We start from the raw sequence: 23189 nt of genomic DNA, 5'->3' as shown, positions 1-23189 counted from the left end.
GAAAAAGAGCATACCTAATAAAAATGCCGTTGACCACCAAATATATGGAGAATCAACGGCATTTTTACCCCGTCTTAACAGGCATCTCATCTTTCGTGAAAGCTGAACAGACTATTTCTTCGGTTTTTTTGGTGCCAGTACAACATCTGTTAAAAAGTGAACACGGGATAATGCCCCCATATAAAATGCCACCACATAGCCCGTCAGGAAAAGAGCAGCCAGTTCCACAATATGAAGCTTGAAGCTAAAGAACAGCTGATTTAGCTTTAGGAACTGCTCCGTATTCTGAAACACTTGCTGCGGGAGATTAGTATAGCAAAAGAAACTCAGTATTTGAATAATGGCGGCCGCCAAAACAAAGGAAAATGTTTTTTTGCGGATCATTACGTTTTTATATTGTAGATAGTTAAATAGAAAGCGAATCGTCATAACACAAATAACAAGATTCATTATGATCCCCATATAACGGATTATTACATAATACGGTTTTACAAAAACGGCGATATTGTCCATCCAAGAAGAAGGGAAAACTTCTAAAATGACCAAATAAAAAATCACATAATAGCTTAAGAACACAACAAGTCCCCACCTGTTGAAAATGATGAATAATAGGGTTGACAGTTTTTTCATGCGGTTTTCCTTTCTTCCACAATTACTTACAATGCTTAACCATACTATTATAGCTTGAATATACGATGAAAAAAAGTGACTTTGCCTAAGCATAAGACAACTTTCCTTTTGACCAAAAACCCTTTTGTCTGTCCGTTACTCTTTTAAGAATATTAATAACGGTTCGGTAAAATGATGCTCATCTATTTTATTTCATAGTTAGATAGAGTGAATCGGTATTTAAAAAGCTGCAATTCCTTTACTTAGGTTTTGCTGAATTCCCTCCTTCTTCGGGAAAACCGCTTACATTTTATTATATAAATTAATGAATAAATCAGTAAATTATTTTCCTGATTTTAGGTATAACTGCTTTAATACATTATTTTCTCTCTTAATCAAAAAATATTTTTTTCATTCAAAAATCTTGTTTTACCATAGTAGGAGAAAAACTGTTATATACGCATTATAGTACACGTAAACCTTGATACTACTGTATTAGGACTATTTACACCACTCTGTTATATTACAAAAAAACGTCATTTTTTTCTGTATAGACACCCCTTTTTTCTATTTCACGAAACTATTTTGTGCAAAAAAAACTATTGCACTATTATGTTATGTAATGTTATCTTTTTATCTAGAATTATTCGCGAACAAATTCCACCATAACAAAATAAAGGGGTAGAAGAGAATATATGAAGAAAAACAAATGGTTAATTGCACTTTCCGCTATTGCTATCCATTTATCAATCGGTGGGGCATATGCATACAGTGTATACAAAAATCCTATTACAACTCAAATGGGTTGGAGCATGACAAACGTTACAATCGCTTTCACAATCATGATGGGTCTTGCCGGTTTCTCCGCAGCCTTATTTGGAAGCTTTGTAGAAAAGCAAGGCCCTCGTAAATCGGCCATGCTAGCAGCAGTACTTTTCGGTCTTGGACAAGCAGGTGCCGGAGTAGCAATCGCAATGGACTCTGTTGTTCTATATTGGTGCACATACGGTCTTCTAAGTGGTTTAGGGATGGGGATTGGTTATATCGCTCCAGTATCTACACTTGTTAAATGGTTCCCTGATCGTCGCGGTTTAGCAACAGGGATGGCAGTTCTAGGGTTTGGTGCAGGTTCACTTATTACAGCGCCAGTTGCTACAAACTTAATGGAAGCTGTCGGTATCTCAAATACTTATTTCATCCTTGGTCTTAGTTATTTTGTATTAATGTTCTTAGGTGCTTCATATATCGCCCCTCCAAAAGCAGAGGGTGCATTGAATGTATCAAAATACGATACGACAAGCAAAGCGTTGGCACAAATGTCTGCACGTGAAGCAGTAAAAACAAAGAACTTCTGGATGCTTTGGACTATGCACTTAATCAATGTAACTGCAGGTTTAATGATGATTTCCGTTGCATCACCAATGGCACAGGAAATAGTAGGCTTATCTGTAGCAGGTGCTGCAGCAATGGTTGGACTTATGGGATTATTTAATGGTGGCGGACGCCTGATTTGGGCAGCTGCTTCAGATTATATCGGTCGTCAAAATGTTTTCATTATTTTCTTTGTAATTCAGTTAATAGCTTTTGTTACATTACCGTTCACGACAAATATTATATTATTCCAAGCATTCATTTTCCTAGTAGTTAGCTGCTATGGCGGCGGTTTCTCTAACCTCCCTGCCTTTGCAAGTGACCTGTTCGGTACAAAACAGCTTGGTGTTATCCACGGTTATTTACTAACAACTTGGTCACTTGGCGGAATTTTCGGCCCACTGATTGTATCTAATATCTATAATGCTGCAGGCAGCTACATTCCGGTATTCTATACTTTCTCTGTATTGATTTCCATTTCACTTTGTATTTCTCTATGGATGCGCCATGATGTAGTGAAGAAAAAGAAACGCCAGCAAGCACAAGAATTACAAGAAGTTTCTGCTTCTTAAACAACACTCGCCAAGTACGAGTGGTCGATAGAAAAAGAGGATCATACGCTCATATACTGAGTGTATGTCCTCTTTTTTAATTCCAAATGTGTTTGCACGTAACGGCGGAAACTAAGCAGCCTTAGCAGGGAAGCGCCTGCCGCTTACACTTTTTACCCGGACATTATATACAAGGCAGAACGATCCTATTATTAAGCAGTAAAAAGTCTTGGCACCAGCTCCGCCAAGACTTCAATTATTAAATATATAAATATATACTCATGAACATCGCCATACAGCCCGCCAGGACAAACAAATGCCAAATCGCATGATTGTAAGGGATGCGTTTATTTTTGTAGAAATACGTACCAAATGTATAAAGGATACCACCAGTAAGCAATGTAAGGAAACCCTCTGTGCCAATATGTGCAAGTACTGGTTTATAAGCAAATATAACGAGCCAGCCCATACCGATATAAATGAGAAGCGACAGCGCTTTGAATCGGTAAACAAAAAATTGTTTTAAAATAACCCCGAAAAATGTTAATATCCATTCAATCCAGAAAATAGTCCAACCTAATTTGCCGCCAATTGCAATAAGTGCAATCGGTGTATATGTACCGGCAATCAACAGGAAAATTGCACTATGATCGAGCTTTTTAAAAAAACTTTTATACACTGGAACCGTATGATATAACGTAGAACATAAAAACAGCAGCATCATTGAAATACCAAATATGATATAGCTTGTGAGTTCTATCGTTGAGCCATTCTCGTTTGCTTTATGGACTAATAGGACAAGCCCCGGAATAGCCAGCACACAGCCAAGACCATGCGTGACTGCATTCCAAAATTCTTCTTTTTTACTATAGCCTGATTCCATGACGATTGCTTGTGTCATCAAACTTCACCTCTTTCTTCTATTATGCTACAAAATATGGATTGAGAGTACCGCCACATGTCATAATTATGGAATGACAAATATAATACTTTACACATATTTGTTTAACAAATATATGAATGGGAATTGTGGGCTTCCATTAAAGATTGTTACGATTATTTTGCTTACTGCTACTATTTGTATAGCCATTTTTTCCGGAAAAGAAACGGGGATTTTCACCTTTACCCGCCTTGCTTTCTCTATTGATTGGAGACACATTCTGAGTTATTTGCCCTTGAACAAAAATAACATCAACTTTTCCCCAATTAGAAAAGTTGATGTTTCTTGATTTATAGTGTTGAAAATAGAATGCAGGCATATTTCCTGTTACTGTCTTAATTTTATTTACTAGGCAATCGGAAAAGTTATGATAGCTGCCCCCATACCTACGATGGTTCCGTCCTGTTTTTTTGCTGTAAGCTCCAAAGATGCTCTTTGACTGTTTACCTCTTTTACCTGTGCACCGCATGTCACGGTATCACCAGGGAACGTCATAGCACCAAAGCGCATCGAGAACTGTTTTACCAGTGCCTTATCACCAGCAAGCTGCATAACATACTCCCCTAAGAAACCCATAATGAGCATACCGTGTGCAATCACACCGGGCATACCGATCTCCTTAGCAAACGCATCATCCGTATGGAGAGGGTTGAAGTCTCCTGATGCACCTGCGTATTTAACAAGCTGCACCTTTGTAATAGGAGGTTTTTCATACGTTGGCAGCATCTGTCCTTCCGTTACTTCTCCCCATTGTACAAGCCTCATTTGATTTGTCACTGTCATTTCATCGCCCCCTGCAGCGTACGGTAAATAATATTTGTACGACTCACAACCACCAATTCGTCGTTGTCATCCCGGAACTCCGTATCTAATATGATGAACTTCATTTTTCCGCTTTTCCCTTCCCTCTCATATACATCTGCTACTTTCATCTGCGCTGTATAGGATGTTTCTGAACGCAGTGGCTTATAGTAAATGAATTCCTGCTCCCCATGAAGCATACGGCGGACATCCAGCTTAAGAGGAAAGGTAACTTTTTCATCACTTAAGGCAACCGGAAAGGTCAGAGGGGCGATGAGGCCTCCATACGCGCTTTCAGTAGCTGCCTGTTCATCAAGGAAGAGCGGGTTTGTATCACCGATTGCCTGGCAAAATCGGCGGATGTGACCTTTTTCAATATCTACCTTATATCGTTCTGTTGAAAGACCTATATGTTCCTTTGTTACTTCCATTGCGACTCCCCCTCAGTTTGCTTTTGACGCCTCCAGCTTTTGCAGTGCAATACGTGAAATTTTTCCTGCGGCAGTCATTGGCAATTCAGTAAGCTGTTTAATTTCACGGATTTTTGCATAGTGTACGACACGACTGTTCACGAATTCTTGAATTTCCTCCAGAGAGGCTGTTATCCCCGGCTTCAGTACAACAAATGCTTTTGTTCGCTCTCCTACTGCATCATCAGGCACCCCTATGACTACACAGCTTTGAACTGCCTCATGCTCGTACAATAGCTCTTCCAATTGACGCGGATAAATATTGTAGCCGTTGTAAATGAGCATATCCTTTTTCCGATCGACAATAGTAAGGATGCCCCCCTCACTTCTTACAGCAATATCTCCAGTCCGCAGCCAGCCGTTGCTAAATGTTTCATTAGACGCTTCTTTATCATGTAAATATCCCTTCGCAACTTGTGGACCCCTTATCCAAATCTCTCCTTTTTCACCTGGAGGTACCTCTTCCTCTCCGCTGCCATCGACCGGCACCAGCTTCACTTCCGTATTGTAAATCGGCAAACCAATCGACCCGGGTTCACGAATACCCGATTTGAATGCTACTGTTTGAATGCAGGCACCTGTTGCCTCTGTTAACCCGTAGCCTTCTGAAACAAGCGCATTCGGGAAAACTTTCTGCAATTTGCGCTGCATTTCTGCCGACATCGGGGCTGCTCCTGAGCCTACATTTCTGACGGAAGATAAGTCCGTCGTGTGCAATGAAGGCATCACAAGAAGGGTATTATATAGCTGAGGAGCTCCCGCCAGCTGCGTTACTTTGTATTTCTCAATGTTCTCAATAAATGTTATAGGGTGAAACTGATCAATCAACACTAATGTCGCTCCTTGGACCGTCGCAACGCCGACTGATCCCATTAATCCTGAAATATGATAAAGCGGTGCAGGGCTCATAATTACCCCTGTCCCCGGTAAAACCGCATACTCCTTCAGGAACACTTCGTCTGATGTATAGGCTTTAACCGTAACCCCCCCGTGCTCATCCATATCCGGCAGCATACCCATGCTCGCACTGGAGGCAAGGCAGTTGCTGACAAAATTAAAATGTGTACTAAGCACTCCTTTAGCCTTTCCTGTTGTTCCACCTGTATAAGAAATATGCGCTATATCTTCACAAGGAGCAAAATCAATAGATAGCTCTTTCGCCTCAAAGCGTGATTTTAATTCATTTAAGCTATACCAATCAGCGCTATATTGTTCAGCTGCCGTTCGCCCATTTACGCCGTCTATTTCTTCCACACCTGTTACAATTACATCTTTAAGAGAAAGTGTTGCTGCTTGATCCGCTAAATTTTTTGCACAGGACGTATGTGCGATGATTGCAGCCGTATTTGTATCCTGTATTTGATGGAGCACTTCGCTCACTGGCATGAAAGGGTTAATGGCAGAATAGGTTGCTCCGGATAAGAGAATGCCATAATAAGCGATGACATATTGAATGCTGTTTGGTAAATACGTGGAAAGGACATCGCCTTTTCCATATCCCAGATCCTGCAGGGCGTTGGCCAGTTTCAATGACTCTTTATATAAATCCGTATAGGAAATATTGAAATCATGAAAAATGAGTGCATTCCTATCGCCATACTTTCTCGCCGCACCCTTCAATATGTTTCCGACCGGCACATCCGGCAAATCAATAGTCGCCGGAAGAGCATTATTAAAAAAGCGGGGGTCTCTCCCTGTCATATAATCATCCACTCCATTTTCATTAGAATGTCTTCCAAAACGGGTGAGGCAAAAATGTCTCCCTGCAAATCTACCAGCCCATAACGGCTGCTGCCTTCTCACGTATATCATACTGAGATCCCAGATAATTCTCGTAGACACGGGAACGCTTGACGTATAAGTGGCAATCCAGCTCCTCTGTAAAGCCAATCCCTCCATGAATCTGGATACTTTCAGCTGCTATTTTTATATAGCTATCCGCTAAAAAAGCTTTGGCGCTATACACGGTTTCTGCACAATCTTCGCTTTCATTCTCCACAGTCCAAGCAGCATAATGGCTTAATGCCCTTGCTGTTTCAAGTGTTACCTTTAAATCAGCGAGGCGATGCTTGATCGCCTGGAAACGACCAATCGGCTGTCCAAACTGCTCCCTGATTTTTGCATATTCCGTCGACATATCGACAAGACGGTCCATGCCCCCAATCATCATTGAATTCAGCGATGTCAAAAGTGACAAGCATACCTTTTCAACAGCTGACTCTGCCTCTTCAGCTTTGAGGAGGTACTTTTCAGGAATCATAACGTCACTCAGCACAAGCTTGCTGAACGGCTGTGTCTCATCAAAGCTATACTGCTTTTCTATAAAAGACACCTTCTCTTTGGGCAACAGAAACAGGCACAGCTCTTCATTTTGATCCTTCGCCAATAAGAGAAAGTCTGTTACGTGCGACGTATTACGTACTAATGACTTTGTCCCATTCAATACATAACCTTGTGCTGTTTTTAGAGCTGTTGTACTGATAGTATCAAACGTATACTGCCCGTGCGGCTCCAGCCAGGCAATAGACAGCAGGCAGCTCCCTTCAGCAATAGCTTGCAAATACATCACTTTTTGCCAATCAGTCCCGTATTTTATAAGAAGTGGAACAGCAAATGCCAGTGTCTCTGCATAGACATCCGGTGCCACTGCCCTTCCCAATTCTTCCATGACCGGAATTAAATCGACTGACCCAAGTTCTATCCCGCCATACTGTTCGGGTACAGTGATACCCATTACCCCGAGCTCCGTCAATTTATGATGAACCTTTTCCAGTTCGCTTTCATCTCCTGCGGAAATTTTACGCGCCATATGTGTTTCACTTACCTGGCTTAACACTTTGCGCACGTAGCCGCGAAATTGTTCCTGCTGTTCCGTCAATGAAAAGTCCATTTTGCTCCCCCTTACACCATTTGATTATCTGCCCTTTCCCGACTTATATCCTTTGGCAGACCTAAAATACGTTCTCCAATTGTATTACGCTGAATCTCACTTGTACCTCCACCAATTGTCATTCCAAAGGAGGTCAAATAAAAGTCCTGCCAGTACGTATCATATGGAGCATTCTGCTTCCAAAGGATACCTTCCGGACCTTGCACAGACTGGATGAAGCTAAACAATTCCTTCGTCAATTCAGCTACCATTAATTTATCCATCGAACTTTCCGCTCCGGGATAGCCTTGCTTTAGCTGCTTCGTTAAATTTTTATAATAACCAAATAACGATCCCTTTGTTTTGGCATACAATTCAATTAACTTTTGGCGAGTGATTGGATTGCTGAGTATGTCAGAGTTTGTTTTGGCAACATTCACAAAGTCATCGAACTGCTGCTGCAATGTAAACAGCTGACCACCGATACCAGTACGCTCATGTAATAAAAGCGACATAGTTACACTCCACCCCTCATCTAACGTGCCAACAATCTGATGATCGTAGGCTGCGGCATCTGTAAAGAATACTTCGTTGAAATCATGTTCGCCATTCATGGAAACAATTGGCACAACTTCTACTCCAGGCTGATGCATATCTATTAAAAATACAGTAATTCCTTTATGTTTCTTGCCTGGTACATTGCTTGTGCGGGCAAGAAGGAAGCAATAATCCGCTACATGGCCGAAGCTCGTCCAAATTTTTTGTCCGTTGATCAGCCATTTGTCTCCCTGCTTTACGGCACGTGTCTGAATAGCTGAAAGATCAGACCCGGCCCCCGGTTCAGAATAACCTTGGCACCAAATGGTTTCCCCTGTCAGTATTTTTTCTACATACTCCTGCTTCTGCTGCTCTGTACCAAGCTGAATCAATGTAGGACCAACCATATGGGTGCCGATATAACTGATGATTGGCGGGGCCTTTACCCGTGCCATCTCCTGCTGAAAGACGATCTCCTCCATTAAAGTTGCATTACGTCCACCGTATTTTGTAGGCCAGGCGATGGCTGCATATCCTCCCTCATATAGCTTCCGCTGCCAATCCTTTAGAAACTGAATACGTTCTTCATCTGTCTCCGGGTGATTATACGTGCCGTCGAGCCAGCCATGGGGAAGATTCCCCTCTAACCAGCTGCGTATTTCCAGACGAAACGCCTCTTCCTTTTCAGTAAATGCAAAATCCATCTATTTTCCTCCTCACTTCATCAGTGCCCACTGCGGCAATGCCCGATCTTCTGTTATGTCGATCCACGTCATTTTGACCGCTTTACCGATTGCTACTTCTTCGGGTGCTGCATTGATGAGATTTGCCGTAATCCGTACACCCTCCATTTGATCCACTTCCACCTGTGCAATAATTGTCGGCAGATCATGCTGAAAGCCAGGAAGCATCGGTACATAGGTCATGACAAATGAATAGATGGTACCTGTTACATCACTGCCATAATTAATCCACTCTATAGTTGGCGACCCACAGTGCGGGCAGGCGGGACCTGGTGGATGAATGGCTCTCTTACAATCTTCGCAGCTTTGAATTGCCAGCTCATGCTGGTCGGCGGCATCCCAGTACGGCTTATTATCAATCGTTTTTAACGGAATTGGTTTTTCATATTTACTGCTTGTTTTTTCTATGCTCATCATCCATTCCTCCTTAGTTATTTAAAATCATCGCCCCTGCGGCATCCGGCCCAAGCCAGCCTGTACATAATCCAAGTTCGCATCCTTCCACTTGGCGTTCTGTTCCCTTATATTCATGGCGGAGCTGTCTCGTAATTTCCAATACATTATTCATTCCATGTGTATAGCCTTCTGAAAGCATGCCCCCTGCCGTGTTTGATGGCAGCTTGCCGCCCATTTTAAGATTTCCTTGTGCTACAAAATCCCCAAGTCCTTCACGGGAGGCAATCTTATATGCTTCCAGCTGTCGCAAAACGACCCAGCTGTAGCAATCATAAATAGAAGCGACATCCAGATCTTCAGGCTGAATGCCGGCGTTTTCATAAATACGTTCCCCTACATAATCGGCCGCGACCTGTGATAAATCAGACCAGTAATGTGCATGTGGATGCGCTTCCCTGGCGACAATCCCTTTAATAAAGACAGGACGTGATTTACAATCCTTCGCCCGCTCTGCCGAGGTAACAATAATAGCGTTTGCCTCATCTGTTTCTAAACAGAAATCATGCTTTGTGAACGGATAGCTTAAGTGCGATGTCTTTAAATAATGCTCCATTGATAATGGTTTTCCATGAAGCATCGCTTTTGGGTTTCGCTGTGCATGTTCATAGAAGCTGACACATACATGACCAAGATGCTCTTGTGTGAGATTTGCTTCATACATATGACGGGTTGCGAACATGCCAAACCATTGTGAAGGGCTTGCCATCCCGTATGGAATAATGAAGCTGCCGCCTTCAATAGCTGACTGCAGCAAGTCGGTACTCCAGCCGCCACCACCCATTCTCACTCCTGAGCGGCCATTCATCGACCGGAAAATCAGCACTGCCGTAGCCTGCCCCGATTCAATGAGAGAAACGGCATCCGCAATCAGGAGCTCTGTGCTGCTGCCTCCTCCCATAATATCTTTGACATAACGCGGACGAACACCCAAGTAGGTCGCTAATTGATGCGACGTGCAGGAATCGTGCTCCGAGTAGCTCATAAAAGCGTCAATATCCTTTGCGTTGAGCCCTGCGTCCTCGATTGCATTGCGTGCTGCCTGAAGAGCTAAATGCAGCGGTGTCGTTCCGGAATTTTTGGAGCGCTCGCTTTCTCCCACTCCGACAATGGCGTATTTACCAGATAAATCCCACATACTACCCCTCCTAATGTTCACAATTTAGACATACTTTTCTTTCTCTTGTTATTATATTCAGCGAAATCTTGCATATGAAATACGATAATAGAATATCTGTCTATAAATGGACATATCAGCAAAAGTTGTTTAACTACTAACAAAACTTAGACGTTTAGGAGGTATTTGATGTCGAGAAAACTGATGCAGAAAAAAACCGTAACAAAGTCTCTCATTCGTTCAGCATTCATAACACTATTAAGAAAAAAGGATATTGAGGATATTACTGTTCAGGAGATTGTAGAGGAAGCGATGGTCAGCCGATCAGTCTTTTACCTTCATTACAGGGATAAATACGATTTATACGAAACGATTGCTGCTGACTTATTAAACGAACTGTTTACTTTAATGAAACAAGCTGATCTGTTTCCGTTGGATATTCTGCTGCATGATAACTATGATCAAAATAGACCATTGAATATTACACTGCAGTTTTTGGAGTACATCCATGCTAATGCGGACATCTACACTGTTTTCATTCATCAGAAGGATTTTCAAATTCGATTCGCCAAAGCTCTTTCAAATATCTTGTATACCGGTAATGCCTTGCCACGTATCATTACCAACCATATTGCATATGGCTCCATCGGTACTATCATGGAATGGCTCGCGAAAGAGACACCTTATTCTGTCCATTATGTAGCGAAATTATTGAGCAGCCTCACCGTCTGCGAAATTTTACAATATAAAAATTTACGTATCGAATAAATTCCATCATATTTGCAAATGCTTTACGGGCGGGGAATTTAAAAAAGGCATCCCAACTATATAGTTGAAGCGGTGCCCCTTCATGCGAAAAGAAAATACACCCTTTTTCTTTCCGTTAAAAAAAGATGCAGCCAGTGCTTGGCTGCATCTTTTTATTATGGCTGGATAATTTGGTATAGATAAAACATCTCATCTTTATTAAGAATTTTCGGGACCGGATAGAGGGGATTAGCTTCCTGGAGAGCCCGTTCTACCATAACCGGTATATCACGGTTAATAATACCCTCGATTTTATTTGGGATATTCATGTCCTTGTTTAATTGTTTAACAGCTTCAATAAACTGCTTTGCCTTTTGTTCAACGGATTGCCCTTTTTTACCTACTCCGGCCGCTTCTGCTAGTTCTGATAACGATTTATAAATCGTCTCTCCGTAAAAATCCAATACATACGGCAATATGACGGCATTCGCCAGTCCGTGAGGTACCCCGTAAAATCCGCCAAGTGTGTGGGCAATCGCATGGACATTGCCTACATAGGCCCGTGTAAATGCCATACCTGCCAGGTAGGCAGCTTCTTGCATGTTTTTACGGGCCTCTAAATTTTCACCGTCAGTATAAGCTGTATATAAATTGTTAAAAATCAACTCTACCGCTTTCAGGCTGTACGAACGTGTTTCTTCGGTAGTACTTTTACCAATGTATGCCTCAACTGCATGTGTCAGCGCATCCATTCCTGTCGTGGATGTAATATGAGGGGGAAGCTTAACAGTCAATAAAGGATCCAATACAGCATAGTGCGGAATCAGGACTGGATCATTGATCGCATATTTTTCATGTGTTTTGCTATTTGACACAACAGCTGCAACCGTCGCTTCGCTTCCTGTCCCAGCTGTAGTCGGAATAGCAAAAAAAGGAGGTATTTCCTTCCGTACCTTTAATGTTCCTTTCATTTGCGGCAGCTGCAGGTCAGGGCGGGCTATCCGCGCTGCCACACCCTTTGCACAATCCATCGGTGACCCTCCGCCAAAGGCAATGATTCCTTCACAGCCATGTATTTTATATAATCCATATGCCTCCTCTATATTATCAATCGTCGGGTTCGGCACAGTCCGATCATATACAATATGGTCAATCTGCTGCTTCTCTAGCCCTTCCAGCAGAGGGTCGATTAAGCCAAGAGCTGCAATCCCTTGATCGGTAACAACGAGGATACGCCGGAGCCCTTTCTCTCTTACAAGCTGCGGCAGTTTCAGCAGACTATTTTCTCCTTCCAGCAGCTTTGGAGTACGCCATGTTAAAAATCGAGATGCAAATTTAAATGTTTTTTGATAGGCACGACAATACGTTTTGTACATCCTTAAACCCCATTCCATCTAAAATTAGCTTTCTCCCTCTTTATAGAGTACCAGTTTTCTAAAGTCAAATGTTTCCATCCTTCTATTTCCAAAAAAGGCTGTAGATCGCGGCCATTTTCTACCGTACATCTGCAGCCTTTCTGCTCTTTTATACTATTATAGAAAACAATGGTTATGTTCCGCAATATGTGCGGTATGGACCGCATCCGGCATCCGGCGGCTCCGCATAGCGTTGATTTTCCACTGATAACTCATAAGGTGTTGCGAGTACTTTCAGCAGCTTTTGCATAACCGTATAATTGCCGCTTTTTACAACTGCTTCAAGCGCTTCCTCTACCCTATGGTTCCGCGGGATGACAGCCGGGTTGCTGTGCAGCATTAAATCCGAAACGTCCTTAAAAGCCGATCCCTGTCTCTGTAACCGTTTTTGCCACTTCTCCTCCCACTCCGCAAATGCCTTAGAAGAAAAGAAAGCATCAGCCGGCCGTATGTTTTCTGCTAACGAACGGAAAGTATTCGTATAGTCTGCCCCGTACTTCTCCATCCCTTCCAGCAAGGAATGGATTAACTCCGGGTCATCCTTCTCCTCTGTGATAAGTCCCAGCTTTGCACGCATTCCTTTTAGCCATACCGAATGAAAAATAGCAGGGTATTTTTCAAGCTTATCCTGTGCCATTTCTACTGCCTGTTCCGGGTCCTCATGAATGAGTTCCAACAGACTTTCAGCAAATCGTGCCATATTCCAGCCTGTGATTTGCGGCTGATTGCCATAAGCATATCTGCCTTGTGTATCAATGGAACTAAAGACTGTATCCTGTTTATACGTATCCATAAAAGCACACGGACCGTAATCAATTGTCTCACCGCTGATTGTTACATTATCGGTATTCAGTACACCATGAATAAAGCCGACGAGCTGCCACTTGGCTACTAGAGACGCCTGGCGTTCCATCACTTTTTCAAACAGTGCAAGATAAGGATTTTCCGCTTCGGCAAGCTCCGGATAATGACGGTTGATCGTATAATCCGCCAGTGCCTTTAACTGGTCATATCCGCCGTATTTGGCTGCGTACTGGAATGTGGCAACACGAATATGACTTTGTGCGACCCTTGTGAGAATGGCCCCCTCTAATACAGTCTCCCGATAAACCGGCTCACCTGTTTTTATTACAGCAAGACTGCGGGACGTTGGGATACCTAAAGCATGCATTGCTTCACTAATAATATATTCCCTCAGCATCGGCCCTAATGCTGCCCGCCCATCTCCTTGACGTGAATAAGGTGTTCTTCCGGAGCCTTTCAGCTGCAGATCGAAGCGTTCTCCTTCCGGTGTAATCTGCTCACCAATTAAAAGAGCACGGCCGTCCCCCAGCATATTAAAATAGCCAAACTGATGTCCTGCATAGGCTTGAGCAATTTTAGCCCCGTTTTTTGGCATTTCATTTCCCGCTAGAACCTCCAGCGCTTCCCCGCTGCGTAAAACAGTTGTATCAAGCCCGAGCTTCTGCGCCAATGCATCATTCATAATAACGAGCTCCGGTGTTGAAACTGGGTTTAATTCTATTTCAGAATAGAAAAAAGACGGTAACGTTGTATAGCTGTTGTCTAAGTGCCAACCTGCATCTTCTTTATTTTTTCCTTTCGACATGCCAACCTCTTTTCTGCTAATTGTATTAGCGCTTTTTCCAATGCTTTCTCTACTCAAGTTTACCTGAACCTTTAGGGGAAAACGCAAGTATAATGCTTTTTTCTCCTTTTGCCGAAAAGTCTCCAGCCTCTCCAAATAAAAGCGGACTATTGACTGAATCGCTTTGCTAATCCAGTCACCTTTTTATCAAAAAGAAATTATCCGTTAGTATCTCTTCTCTTCCGCTGCTTCATTCCTGATGATACATTGCATTATTTCTACCCTTTTACAAGGAATTTTATCTTCTAAATGGAATGTATTATATGGACTACAATTTTAGGAGGCGTTGAAGATGAGTAAAAAAGTGTTGATTCTTGCCGGTGATGCAGTAGAGGCATTGGAAATTTATTATCCATATTATCGTTGCCTTGAAGCGGGATATGAGGTAACAATTGCTGCACCATCTGCTAAAAAGCTGCAAACTGTTGTGCATGATTTTGTGGAAGGCATGGATACCTATATTGAGCGCCCTGCTTATGGTCTTGAATCGAATGAAGCCTTCGAGAATATTAAACCGGATAAATACGATGGCCTGATTATCCCAGGCGGCCGCGCACCAGAGTATATCCGTCTAAATGAGCACGTACCAGTGATTGTGAAGCACTTCTTCCAGGAAGGAAAACCAATTGCTGCTGTATGCCATGCAGCTCAGATTTTCGCTGCGATTCCCGAGGTGTTAAACGGCAGAGAACTGACAGCCTATATCGCTTGTAAGCCTGAAGTCCAGGCGGCAGGTGGAACGTATATCGAGAAAAATTTACATGTCGACGCTAATCTCATCAGCGGACATGCATGGCCTGATTTACCAGGGTTGATGCGCGAATTTATCTCATTATTGGAAAAGTAAATGCTCTCCCGCCAGCGGGGATATATAAATGACAAAACAGTTGGGCAGCTACGGCACCCAACTGTTTTTGTTTCCTATACGCGACCAAAACCGGATAAATGCTTTTTCCAATAGGAATTGTAAATATTGGCGATCGATACGCCTCCATTGCTTGCATTGATCATTTGGTTATTACCAATATAAATACCGACATGTGTAATACCCGGCTGCGAAGTTGTCCCTTTAAAGAACACAAGATCTCCCGCTTGTGGAGTACTTACCTTTTTCGATGCACTATAAAAGCCTGCCGCTGTTCTGCGCGGTGTAGAATTTCCTACTTCATTATAGACGTATGTTACAAATCCTGAACAATCAAACCCTCTGCTAGGTGATACCCCGCCATATGTATATTTAATACCTAGGTACTTCTTCGCTACGCTGACAACGTTCGTTTTGGATGGTGCAGCAGCTGTAGAGCCTTTCACCTTTAACTTCTGTCCCGCATAAATTTTTGTTGACGGCAGGTTATTCCATTGTTTTAGCTGTTGATAAGTCACACCGTATTTCTTCGCGATACCTGATAATGTATCTCCCGCCTTGACTGTATAAGTTGTAGCCGAAACAGCTGGTGCTGCCGAAGTTCCAGTGTTTAGTTGAAGCTTTTGACCCGGATAGATTGTGCCGGATGATAAATTGTTCCACTGCATTATTTTTTGCGTTGTCACACCTTGTTGTGACGCAATTTTCCATAAAGAATCCCCTGATTTAACTGTATAAGAAGCAGCCGAAGCTGAACCAAATGATGATAGTAATATTGATGAACCTAAAGCAACAGCTGCTACTTTCGCAGCCCATTTATTCTTTCCCATAATTTCTTCTCCTATGTACATGATATATTTATTAGTGATTAATACTTAACTGATAATATAGAATAAATATTACAGTAATATATCAGGAACATAACATTATCGCTACAAATACCCAAAGCTGGCCGTTTTCTTCTTTCTTAGCCCTTTCTCTCCAGGAAAAAAAACAGTTTTAACCATTAAAGTACATGACTCATGCGTATGTTTTCCCTCCAGCCGTTCACCCTACATTCATATATAATCCTTTCGTTGAACTTCATCAGCAATGTAACGAGGCAATGACAACTTAAAGGACAGGCTGCCAAAAGGCATACTTCCTTTTATGATTGAAGGAGAAGAACTACATGAAATTAGACGAAATCGTTTGGAGGCTGCTGAACACTAAGATACCTATATCCTTAGAAATTAAAGGGGTAACGAACAATTCCCGGGATATAAAATCCCACTATGCCTTTGTCGCGATTGAAGGTGCCCAAACAGATGGTCATCATTATATCGATCAAGCAATCAAAAACGGGGCTGTTATTATTTTTGGGGAGAAACAGTCATTCGATTGCGGGGTTCCCTATGTCACTGTTCCCGATAGCCGCCGCTTCTTAGCGGAGCTTTTGGCTCTGCTGAATCCCCAGACAATGGCCCGTAAAAAGCTAATCGGTATTACCGGAACAAATGGGAAAACAACGACCGCTTACTTACTTCACTATCTGCTCAGCAGCTATGGTTATCAGACTGCACTGCTCGGGACTGTGGTAAATATAGTAAACGAACAGGAAATCCCATCAACCAATACGACAATGGACATTGTAAAATTCTACGAGCTCATGAACAGCTCGTCGGATGAATTTGTCGTAATGGAGGTATCTTCCCACGGTATTTATCAACAGCGGGTTTACGGAATTGAATTCGATGTCCTAATATTCACAAATTTGGATTACGATCATCTGGATTATCACGAGACGATGAAACAATATTTCGATGTAAAGGCGAGATTATTTTCCCAGCTTAAGACATCCGGAGCAGCGATCATAAATGGCGATCAAAGATGGGGGCAACAGCTGGCTGCTCAGATCGAGCGTCCGCTAGTCTTTGGCCGACACGCAGCAATTCAGCTAACAACTGATTATTTAAAGCGCTTTACGTTATCCAACGGGGTTGAATCATTTTCCTTTTATCTTCCATTAGCAGGTGTTCATAACCATTACAACGGCAGCGCAGCAGTACTGGCTGCGAATTATCTCCAAATTCCTGCAAGGATGATCCAGCAGCTATTAATTGACTTTACTGGCGTACCAGGCAGGTTTCAAATTTTCAATGGCTTAAACGGCAGCAAAATTGTAGTGGATTACGCCCATACAGCTGATGCGCTCGTACAGTGTTTTCAGACAATTGAACGCTTCCAGCCTGCTGGCATCACGCATATTTTCGGCTTTCGTACAAATCGCTATCAGGCAAAGTATGAAGCCATGATGGATATTTCTAAACACTACAGTTCCCAAACCTTCCTAACATTAGATAAGCTTGAACAGCACGATCCGAGAGCGTTATATGAAAAATATTTAACCTACCTTCCTCCCCATCGGGTCATTATCGACAGGACAGTGGCCATTGAACTGGCAATGCTAAACGCGGAAAAAGAGGAATGGATATTGATTACCGGGATGGGACCAGAATCGTATGATGTGCCTTTTCAGCTAAAAACAAAAAATGACATCGAAACGGTTACATGCATTTTGGATGCTTTTTCTAACCGGTAAATTTATTGTTATACCATTTACCGGCGATTTCTCATATAACAGGCTTTGTACCGATATTACGGCAGCAAAGCCTTTTTTATTGCAGCTGCGAAAATTTCAGATACACATCACCCAAGGTTTCATATCCGAGCTGTACAGCCTCTTCTAAATAAAGACTCCAAAGCAGCGCAGTCATTTTGGCATCCCCTAAGGCATGATGACGGTCCTTCACTTCGATTTGGTGATAGAGACACAAGTCCTCAAGTGCTGCCAAGGGTAGAGATGGATTCACCACCTTGAACAAAAAGGAAGTATCGATAATCCTGTGTTTAAAGGGAGTACGCAAAAGCTTGGCACTTGTGTATTCCATAAACTTCCGTTCATGGACCGAATGATGGGCTACCAGGGTACTATTTGACTTGAATTCGAGAAAATCCATGTAGACGGCAGAAAAAGGGCGGGCCGCTCCTGCTGCCTCGGTTGTGATGCCTGTTAACTCTGTAATCTGAGGAGGCAGTACCTTTTCATACTGTACGAGCGAGTAAAATGTTTTCTCCAGTATAGCAGCCCCCTGCATTTTAACAGCACCGATGGAAAGCACACTATCACCCTTTTCCGGGTGAAAGCCTGTTGTTTCGATATCAAAAATCATAAATGGGACCTCCGTCAACGGTACATTCAGCAGGTCATATTTGCTGGCTTCCCGCTGCATATTGCGCAAGTATGCCAGCTGCTTTGCGTTTTGAATCCTGCCTGGCCCCGCATCCGCTTCCTGTCTTTTCCTCAATCCTCTTAACAATTGCATAAACGGTTCAAATGCCATATACAGCGCCTTTATTTATATGAGACAATACATAGCTGTGAAGCTGTTTTCCATCTTTTAAAATCTGTTTCAAACCCTTGCGCTCCTGCTTCGATAATATTTGCACATGCAAATAGTGCGTATCTGTATAACGACTGATATCTGTTAAAGAAAGGCGGTAGGTCAGCAGGCTTTGAAAGTTTTTCTCACTATGCTGCAGCAGCTGCTCATAATCTTTCATTTTCTTCAGCTTAGCCATCCGGACTAGCGTTGATGTCTCAAACAGCCCTTCTTTCATGGCAAGAAGACGGACGGCATTTACATAAGGGAGGAAGGCGGCATATTTCAAATCGATACACCCTTCATATAAACCGTAGCGCTCCACTAAAATCTGTCCCATGAGACCGATGCTGTTTTTAATATGCTCAATATTCCTTGCGAAACGCTTTAACAGTTGCGGATGATCATGAATATAGGAGTAAACAAAGGACTTTAGTTCTCTAACCAATGCAGCTTCTCCCTCTAAAGCGCGTGCATCAAATAATATTTGAAGCTGGCGAATCGAATCCCAGTTTCCATCCTGCAGCCAACCTTGCAGCTGCCGCTTCCATTCCGCCAGTGATTTGCACCATAAAGGATTGGAGCTCATAATGTTGCCGTGACAATAAGGGTAGCCTACTATATGCAAACCATCCGCCAGTTCATTTCCCAACTGTTTAAAATACCAGTCTGTTTGTTCATTGGAAGGTTCATAAACAAAGCCATGATCCTGATCGCTTACGAGCCCCTGCTCAAATCGTCCTCCGCTCCCGGTAATAAACCATGCATACTGGCACGGAGGTCTTGTCAAATTAATCTTTTTTCTGGTAACTTCCAAAACCCTCCCCATGACCTGGTCATGAAAATAATTCAATGAGTCTGAGTCATAGGAGAAGCGCTGTATTTGCTGCTCTTTCCATAGCTTGATGGATTCATATGTCTCCACCCGCTCACGTCCTTTCACGCAAGTTTTCTCACTATAAAAACAATGCTAAAGGGGCTGTATTAAAAATCAAAATAACTTTTAACACAGCCTTTTTCCATTATAAATATCTGTTATAAACTATTGCTCCTGTAGTGGCCATATCAACAGGTCACTCTCTTCGTCGCAAAGGAGGTGTATCAGAACACCTTCTTGGACATTACCTTTTCCAATCAGTAAATCTGAACTTCCCTTTGCTCAGTGATTGTAGCAGCTAGGACCGTTTCTGCCGTCATTTGCTCTGGATAGCCGTAGCTGCCATGTTCACTAATATCCAAGCCCATGATTTCCTCCTCTTCTGATACCCGGATGCTGCCCATTACTTTTTTCATCACCCATAAAATCGTGAAGGATACAGCAAATGCGAAGAAACCGCATACGATTACACCCATGAATTGTACCCATAACTGGTGAAGACCACCTCCATAAAATAATCCTGCCTGGCCGGTCGTCGCAAGTTCAGGTGTGGCAAATAAACCATTTGATAATGTCCCCCAAATACCCGCTGTACCATGTACAGATAAAGCGAAGATCGGATCGTCAATTTTGCGTTTTTCAAAGAAACGACTGCTGAAGAATACAATTATGCCTGCTACAAATCCTATGACTACAGAAGCCCATACATCAACAAAAGCACAGGATGCCGTTATCGCGACAAGTCCTGCTAAAGCTCCGTTTAGAATTGTTGGAATATCCGGCTTCCCTAAAACAAGCCAGGAGATCAATGTAGCTGCCACCGCTCCGGCACCTGCTGCTAGATTAGTATTCAATGCAACAAATCCGAAGAATGAACCGTCTACTGATACCGTGCTCCCCGCGTTAAAGCCGAACCAGCCAACCCAAAGAATCAATACCGCCAACGCTGTATATACTTGATTGTGCCCTGCCAGATTATTGGCTGAACCGTCTTTATTATATTTGCCGATACGTGGTTTTAAGATAATCGTTGCAGCTAGCGCTGCCATCGCACCTGTCAAATGAACGACTGTTGAGCCCGCAAAATCCTGTTTGCCGTGCTCGGCCAGCCAGCCGCCGCCCCATACCCAATGTGCAATTATAGGATAAACGATGATGCCGAAGAGAATGGTGAAGATCACATAGGCCGAGAATTTTGCACGCTCTGCAAACCCGCCTAATGCGATAGTTACGGAGATACCTGCAAAAGCTAATTGGAAAACGAAGAACACTGTCGTTGCCAACGAACCGTCTGCCGTATTTTCGCCTGAATAGAAGAAATCTGTCATACCTGTAAAGAAATTCGCGTTACCCCCAAAAATGAAAGCATAGCCTACAGCCCAGAAAACAAGGGAGGCCAATCCGAACGTAAACACCGTCTTCCCTGCTACATGTCCTGCATTTTTCATCCTCGTCGATCCTGCTTCCAAAAGGATGAAGCCGCCAATCATCAAAATAACAAGAACGGCTGCTACCAGTGTCCACAAACTGTTCATTAGATACATTACCTCTTCCATTAAAAATCCCCTTCCTTATGTTACTTTTCCTTTTTAATTCATGTTATAAAAAGTAACATTGTTTATATTTATATTTTACATACACCCTTGTTTTTTGCAAGGCATTTTTTAAATTTTTAGACTTTTTAGATTAAAAATTCATTATCTATAAACAGCTAAAGAACTAAAAAAATTCAATGTGGGCTTAAGTTAGATGATTTTTTTCATTCGCCACTGTTCTACTATTATGTTACTTCTTATCACATACCTTTTAATCAATTGGCAGGCTTTTAAAAAGTGAAAAGAAGGTATTTATTTTTTTGAGCTTATAAAATGGTGCTCGCTTTAGAAAATGGATGAAAATACAGGGATGTATATGATAAGGTAGATTATCAATAACTATTATGTAGAAGGTGAAATCCATGCTTGAAGTAAGCGAAAGCAAAGTAACAAAATACGCTGTCCATTATGTAGGAGACGCACTCGTAATGGGAGAAGAGGCTATGTCCCAGCCGGATGTTCTGCTGGAAGCCGCTTTTACCCAATTAGCGTTTGGTAAGCTCGATATGGAGCAGCAATATGAATTCTTCCATGAAACAGATATCGGCTTGAATGAAGTGTATACATATGTAAAGTCCATTTTTGATCAGCCAGACAGCTTTCTTGAGCAGTCGAAGCATATCGCTACTCATTTGCACAGCACTTCTCAGCATCCGAATATTAAGCCCGGCGAATTATTCATCGGCTGCTTTGACAACTGCTACTGGCACTCGGAAGTAAAAAAAGTGTTGGCCATCGTGAAAATTGATGAAAAGGAAATGTTCCTTGATATAAAAAATGTGCAAAACAAAATGACCGTAAGCGGGATTGACGGCATCAATGTAAAGAAAAGTAACAATATGGCCGTTATCGTAGACATGGGGCAGGATGAGCCGCCTGCCGTTTTTATCAAGACAAAGCGGAAGGAAGATGTTGTCTACTGGCAGGAGCGCTTTTTAAAGATCAAGGCTGCTGATGAGCATTATCATAAAACGAACCTTGCTTTGACGGAATGCAAAAAGATCATTTTAAAAGAGGAGAGTTTCTCGAATACCGAAAAGCTTGGTCTTCTCAACAAAACGCTTGATTACTTTAGAAACGAAGAAGAGTTCCAGGTGAACGATTATATTGAATCCGTCTTTGAAAAGGCCGATGCTGTACAGAAAGATATTATTGTTAATACGGTAAAGCCTTATGAAACCGTGATTTCAGAAAGCGCTATTGCCAAGGTTGAAAAAACATACAAGCGGAAAATCAAGCTCGATGATAATATCGAAATTCAGGTAAACGTGCGGGATATCGAGGAAGTGGAAGAACTGATTGAAGTCGGCTATGACGAAGCGACAAACCGAAAATTCTATAAAATTTATTTCCAGGAAGAAGTATAGTGACCAAGCAAATAATTAAAACGCCCACCGAAAAGCTAACTCCTACGGTGGGCGTTACTATTACTTTTTACCCTTTTCTTTCTTCGTTGCTGCCTGATCTGCCCGTTTAAACTCTTTCCGGTAGATCACTTCCTGCATTGACGATAATCCGTTATCCTTTGTCGTCAGCTGCTCATGCGGTGGTCGCTGATCCTTCATCCTCAACACTCCTTTCCCTTTTCCGTAGTTTTTCCGTTGCAGCGGCGGCTATACGGAAGAAACGATACACGGCAGGATATGTCAGCTTTTTGTAATAACAATCGAGAGCTTGTAATTAGCATATCTATTCAACGAGTCCAAAAACTGTGTCAACATTTCATTCGAAGGAAACTTACATTCCAACAAATAGCAGCCTTCTCCACTGATTTTATAATTGTTCAGTACATACTGTTTTTGTGTATGAACAAATGCTATGTACGGCTGATGATCAGCACTCTCCATCCTAATTTCTATAAAGGCATGAATACTTAATCCCAGCTTTGGACCGTTTACACGAATTGTGTACTCCTCAATAATTCCATTGTCTTCTAATTTTGCGACACGGGCTGCAGCTGCTTGTCCTGTCAGATGAACTTTCTCTCCCAGTTCCTTCATTGTGATACGGCTGTTTTTCCGAAGTTCACCCAGAATAAGCCTATCTGTATAATCCAGCATTCGATCAAATCCTTTCATTTATCAAGCCAAACGCAAAAAAGACTTGATTTCTTCTATGGAAAGCATAGTCGTCCATATTATAAACTGAATGTACATTTC

At 42.3% G+C, this 23189-nt stretch carries 22 protein-coding genes; 5 read left to right on the top strand and 17 right to left on the bottom strand.

Going from position 1 to position 23189, the window contains the following annotated elements:
* Positions 1-111: 111 nt before the first annotated feature.
* The gene (locus BOD01S_RS15815; RefSeq protein ID WP_143815042.1) at positions 112-630 is read right to left on the bottom strand and encodes a hypothetical protein; all 519 of its coding nucleotides are present in this window, start codon (positions 628-630) and stop codon (positions 112-114) included.
* Between the two features lie 674 nt (positions 631-1304).
* Here BOD01S_RS15815 and BOD01S_RS15810 point away from each other — a divergent pair.
* On the top strand, positions 1305-2552 hold the full coding sequence (locus BOD01S_RS15810) for an L-lactate MFS transporter (protein ID WP_036156511.1): 1248 nt from the start codon (positions 1305-1307) through the stop codon (positions 2550-2552).
* A 238-nt stretch (positions 2553-2790) separates the two neighbouring features.
* Here the strand turns inward: BOD01S_RS15810 and trhA are convergent, their stop codons facing one another.
* From trhA to BOD01S_RS15770, 8 genes are all read right to left on the bottom strand, one after another.
* Entirely contained in the window at positions 2791-3432 is a 642-nt protein-coding gene (trhA, locus tag BOD01S_RS15805) for a PAQR family membrane homeostasis protein TrhA (RefSeq protein WP_036156510.1), read from the bottom strand.
* Positions 3433-3819: 387 nt separating this feature from the next.
* Positions 3820-4254, bottom strand: a complete 435-nt coding sequence (locus tag BOD01S_RS15800; RefSeq protein WP_052124922.1) for a MaoC/PaaZ C-terminal domain-containing protein — start codon at positions 4252-4254, stop codon at positions 3820-3822.
* Positions 4251-4703, bottom strand: a complete 453-nt coding sequence (locus BOD01S_RS15795; RefSeq protein WP_036156507.1) for an FAS1-like dehydratase domain-containing protein — start codon at positions 4701-4703, stop codon at positions 4251-4253. The genes BOD01S_RS15800 and BOD01S_RS15795 overlap by 4 nt, the downstream gene beginning before the upstream one ends.
* Before the next feature lie 12 nt (positions 4704-4715).
* Positions 4716-6443 (bottom strand): class I adenylate-forming enzyme family protein, encoded by a 1728-nt coding sequence (locus tag BOD01S_RS15790; RefSeq protein WP_052124921.1) that lies wholly within the window; start codon positions 6441-6443, stop codon positions 4716-4718.
* 70 nt (positions 6444-6513) lie between these two features.
* Positions 6514-7632 carry an acyl-CoA dehydrogenase family protein gene (locus tag BOD01S_RS15785; protein WP_036156505.1) on the bottom strand — a complete coding sequence of 373 codons (1119 nt, stop codon included), beginning with the start codon at positions 7630-7632 and terminating at the stop codon, positions 6514-6516.
* A gap of 11 nt (positions 7633-7643) precedes the next feature.
* Positions 7644-8852: an acyl-CoA dehydrogenase family protein gene (locus BOD01S_RS15780; protein WP_036156503.1), complete on the bottom strand. Its 1209-nt coding sequence runs from the start codon at positions 8850-8852 to the stop codon at positions 7644-7646.
* A 12-nt stretch (positions 8853-8864) separates the two neighbouring features.
* Positions 8865-9305, bottom strand: a complete 441-nt coding sequence (locus BOD01S_RS15775) for a Zn-ribbon domain-containing OB-fold protein (RefSeq protein ID WP_036156501.1) — start codon at positions 9303-9305, stop codon at positions 8865-8867.
* 13 nt (positions 9306-9318) lie between these two features.
* The gene (locus BOD01S_RS15770) at positions 9319-10482 is read right to left on the bottom strand and encodes a thiolase C-terminal domain-containing protein (RefSeq protein WP_036156499.1); all 1164 of its coding nucleotides are present in this window, start codon (positions 10480-10482) and stop codon (positions 9319-9321) included.
* 168 nt (positions 10483-10650) lie between these two features.
* Here BOD01S_RS15770 and BOD01S_RS15765 point away from each other — a divergent pair, with 168 nt between their 5' ends.
* The gene (locus BOD01S_RS15765) at positions 10651-11229 is read left to right on the top strand and encodes a TetR/AcrR family transcriptional regulator (RefSeq protein ID WP_052124920.1); all 579 of its coding nucleotides are present in this window, start codon (positions 10651-10653) and stop codon (positions 11227-11229) included.
* Between the two features lie 155 nt (positions 11230-11384).
* Here the strand turns inward: BOD01S_RS15765 and BOD01S_RS15760 are convergent, their stop codons facing one another.
* Both BOD01S_RS15760 and BOD01S_RS15755 read right to left on the bottom strand, forming a co-directional pair.
* On the bottom strand, positions 11385-12584 hold the full coding sequence (locus BOD01S_RS15760) for an iron-containing alcohol dehydrogenase (RefSeq protein ID WP_036156497.1): 1200 nt from the start codon (positions 12582-12584) through the stop codon (positions 11385-11387).
* 172 nt (positions 12585-12756) lie between these two features.
* Positions 12757-14232: a protein adenylyltransferase SelO gene (locus BOD01S_RS15755; RefSeq protein ID WP_036156495.1), complete on the bottom strand. Its 1476-nt coding sequence runs from the start codon at positions 14230-14232 to the stop codon at positions 12757-12759.
* 331 nt (positions 14233-14563) lie between these two features.
* On the opposite strand from BOD01S_RS15755, the gene BOD01S_RS15750 reads away from it, so the two are divergent.
* Positions 14564-15118, top strand: a complete 555-nt coding sequence (locus tag BOD01S_RS15750) for a DJ-1/PfpI family protein (protein WP_036156493.1) — start codon at positions 14564-14566, stop codon at positions 15116-15118.
* A gap of 74 nt (positions 15119-15192) precedes the next feature.
* On the opposite strand, the gene BOD01S_RS15745 is transcribed toward BOD01S_RS15750, so the two are convergent.
* A complete protein-coding gene (locus BOD01S_RS15745) occupies positions 15193-15966 on the bottom strand; it encodes a C40 family peptidase (protein WP_052124919.1) in 774 nt (257 codons plus the stop codon).
* A 341-nt stretch (positions 15967-16307) separates the two neighbouring features.
* Between BOD01S_RS15745 and BOD01S_RS15740 the strand changes: the two genes are divergently transcribed.
* Positions 16308-17717 carry a Mur ligase family protein gene (locus BOD01S_RS15740; protein WP_036156491.1) on the top strand — a complete coding sequence of 470 codons (1410 nt, stop codon included), beginning with the start codon at positions 16308-16310 and terminating at the stop codon, positions 17715-17717.
* 76 nt (positions 17718-17793) lie between these two features.
* On the opposite strand, the gene BOD01S_RS15735 is transcribed toward BOD01S_RS15740, so the two are convergent.
* The 3 genes from BOD01S_RS15735 to BOD01S_RS15725 form a co-directional block, all read right to left on the bottom strand.
* On the bottom strand, positions 17794-18501 hold the full coding sequence (locus BOD01S_RS15735) for an exonuclease domain-containing protein (RefSeq protein ID WP_244887323.1): 708 nt from the start codon (positions 18499-18501) through the stop codon (positions 17794-17796).
* A gap of 7 nt (positions 18502-18508) precedes the next feature.
* Positions 18509-19483, bottom strand: a complete 975-nt coding sequence (locus tag BOD01S_RS15730; protein WP_036156793.1) for a DUF294 nucleotidyltransferase-like domain-containing protein — start codon at positions 19481-19483, stop codon at positions 18509-18511.
* 209 nt (positions 19484-19692) lie between these two features.
* A complete protein-coding gene (locus BOD01S_RS15725; protein ID WP_036156487.1) occupies positions 19693-20991 on the bottom strand; it encodes an ammonium transporter in 1299 nt (432 codons plus the stop codon).
* 401 nt (positions 20992-21392) lie between these two features.
* On the opposite strand from BOD01S_RS15725, the gene BOD01S_RS15720 reads away from it, so the two are divergent.
* A complete protein-coding gene (locus tag BOD01S_RS15720; protein WP_036156485.1) occupies positions 21393-22397 on the top strand; it encodes a nucleoid-associated protein in 1005 nt (334 codons plus the stop codon).
* Positions 22398-22457: 60 nt separating this feature from the next.
* Here BOD01S_RS15720 and BOD01S_RS22665 read toward each other — a convergent pair whose 3' ends face one another.
* Together BOD01S_RS22665 and BOD01S_RS15715 are read right to left on the bottom strand one after the other, a co-directional pair.
* Complete coding sequence (locus BOD01S_RS22665) at positions 22458-22595, bottom strand: YfhE family protein (RefSeq protein ID WP_081978018.1); 138 nt, start codon at positions 22593-22595, stop codon at positions 22458-22460.
* A gap of 81 nt (positions 22596-22676) precedes the next feature.
* Positions 22677-23090 carry an Lrp/AsnC family transcriptional regulator gene (locus tag BOD01S_RS15715; RefSeq protein ID WP_036156483.1) on the bottom strand — a complete coding sequence of 138 codons (414 nt, stop codon included), beginning with the start codon at positions 23088-23090 and terminating at the stop codon, positions 22677-22679.
* Positions 23091-23189 lie beyond the last annotated feature (99 nt).

This window comes from Lysinibacillus odysseyi 34hs-1 = NBRC 100172, from assembly GCF_001591965.1.
GTDB classification, from domain to species: domain Bacteria; phylum Bacillota; class Bacilli; order Bacillales_A; family Planococcaceae; genus Lysinibacillus_B; species Lysinibacillus_B odysseyi.
Note: the sequence above shows the minus strand (reverse complement) of the source record. Positions and strands in the feature narration are given on the sequence as shown.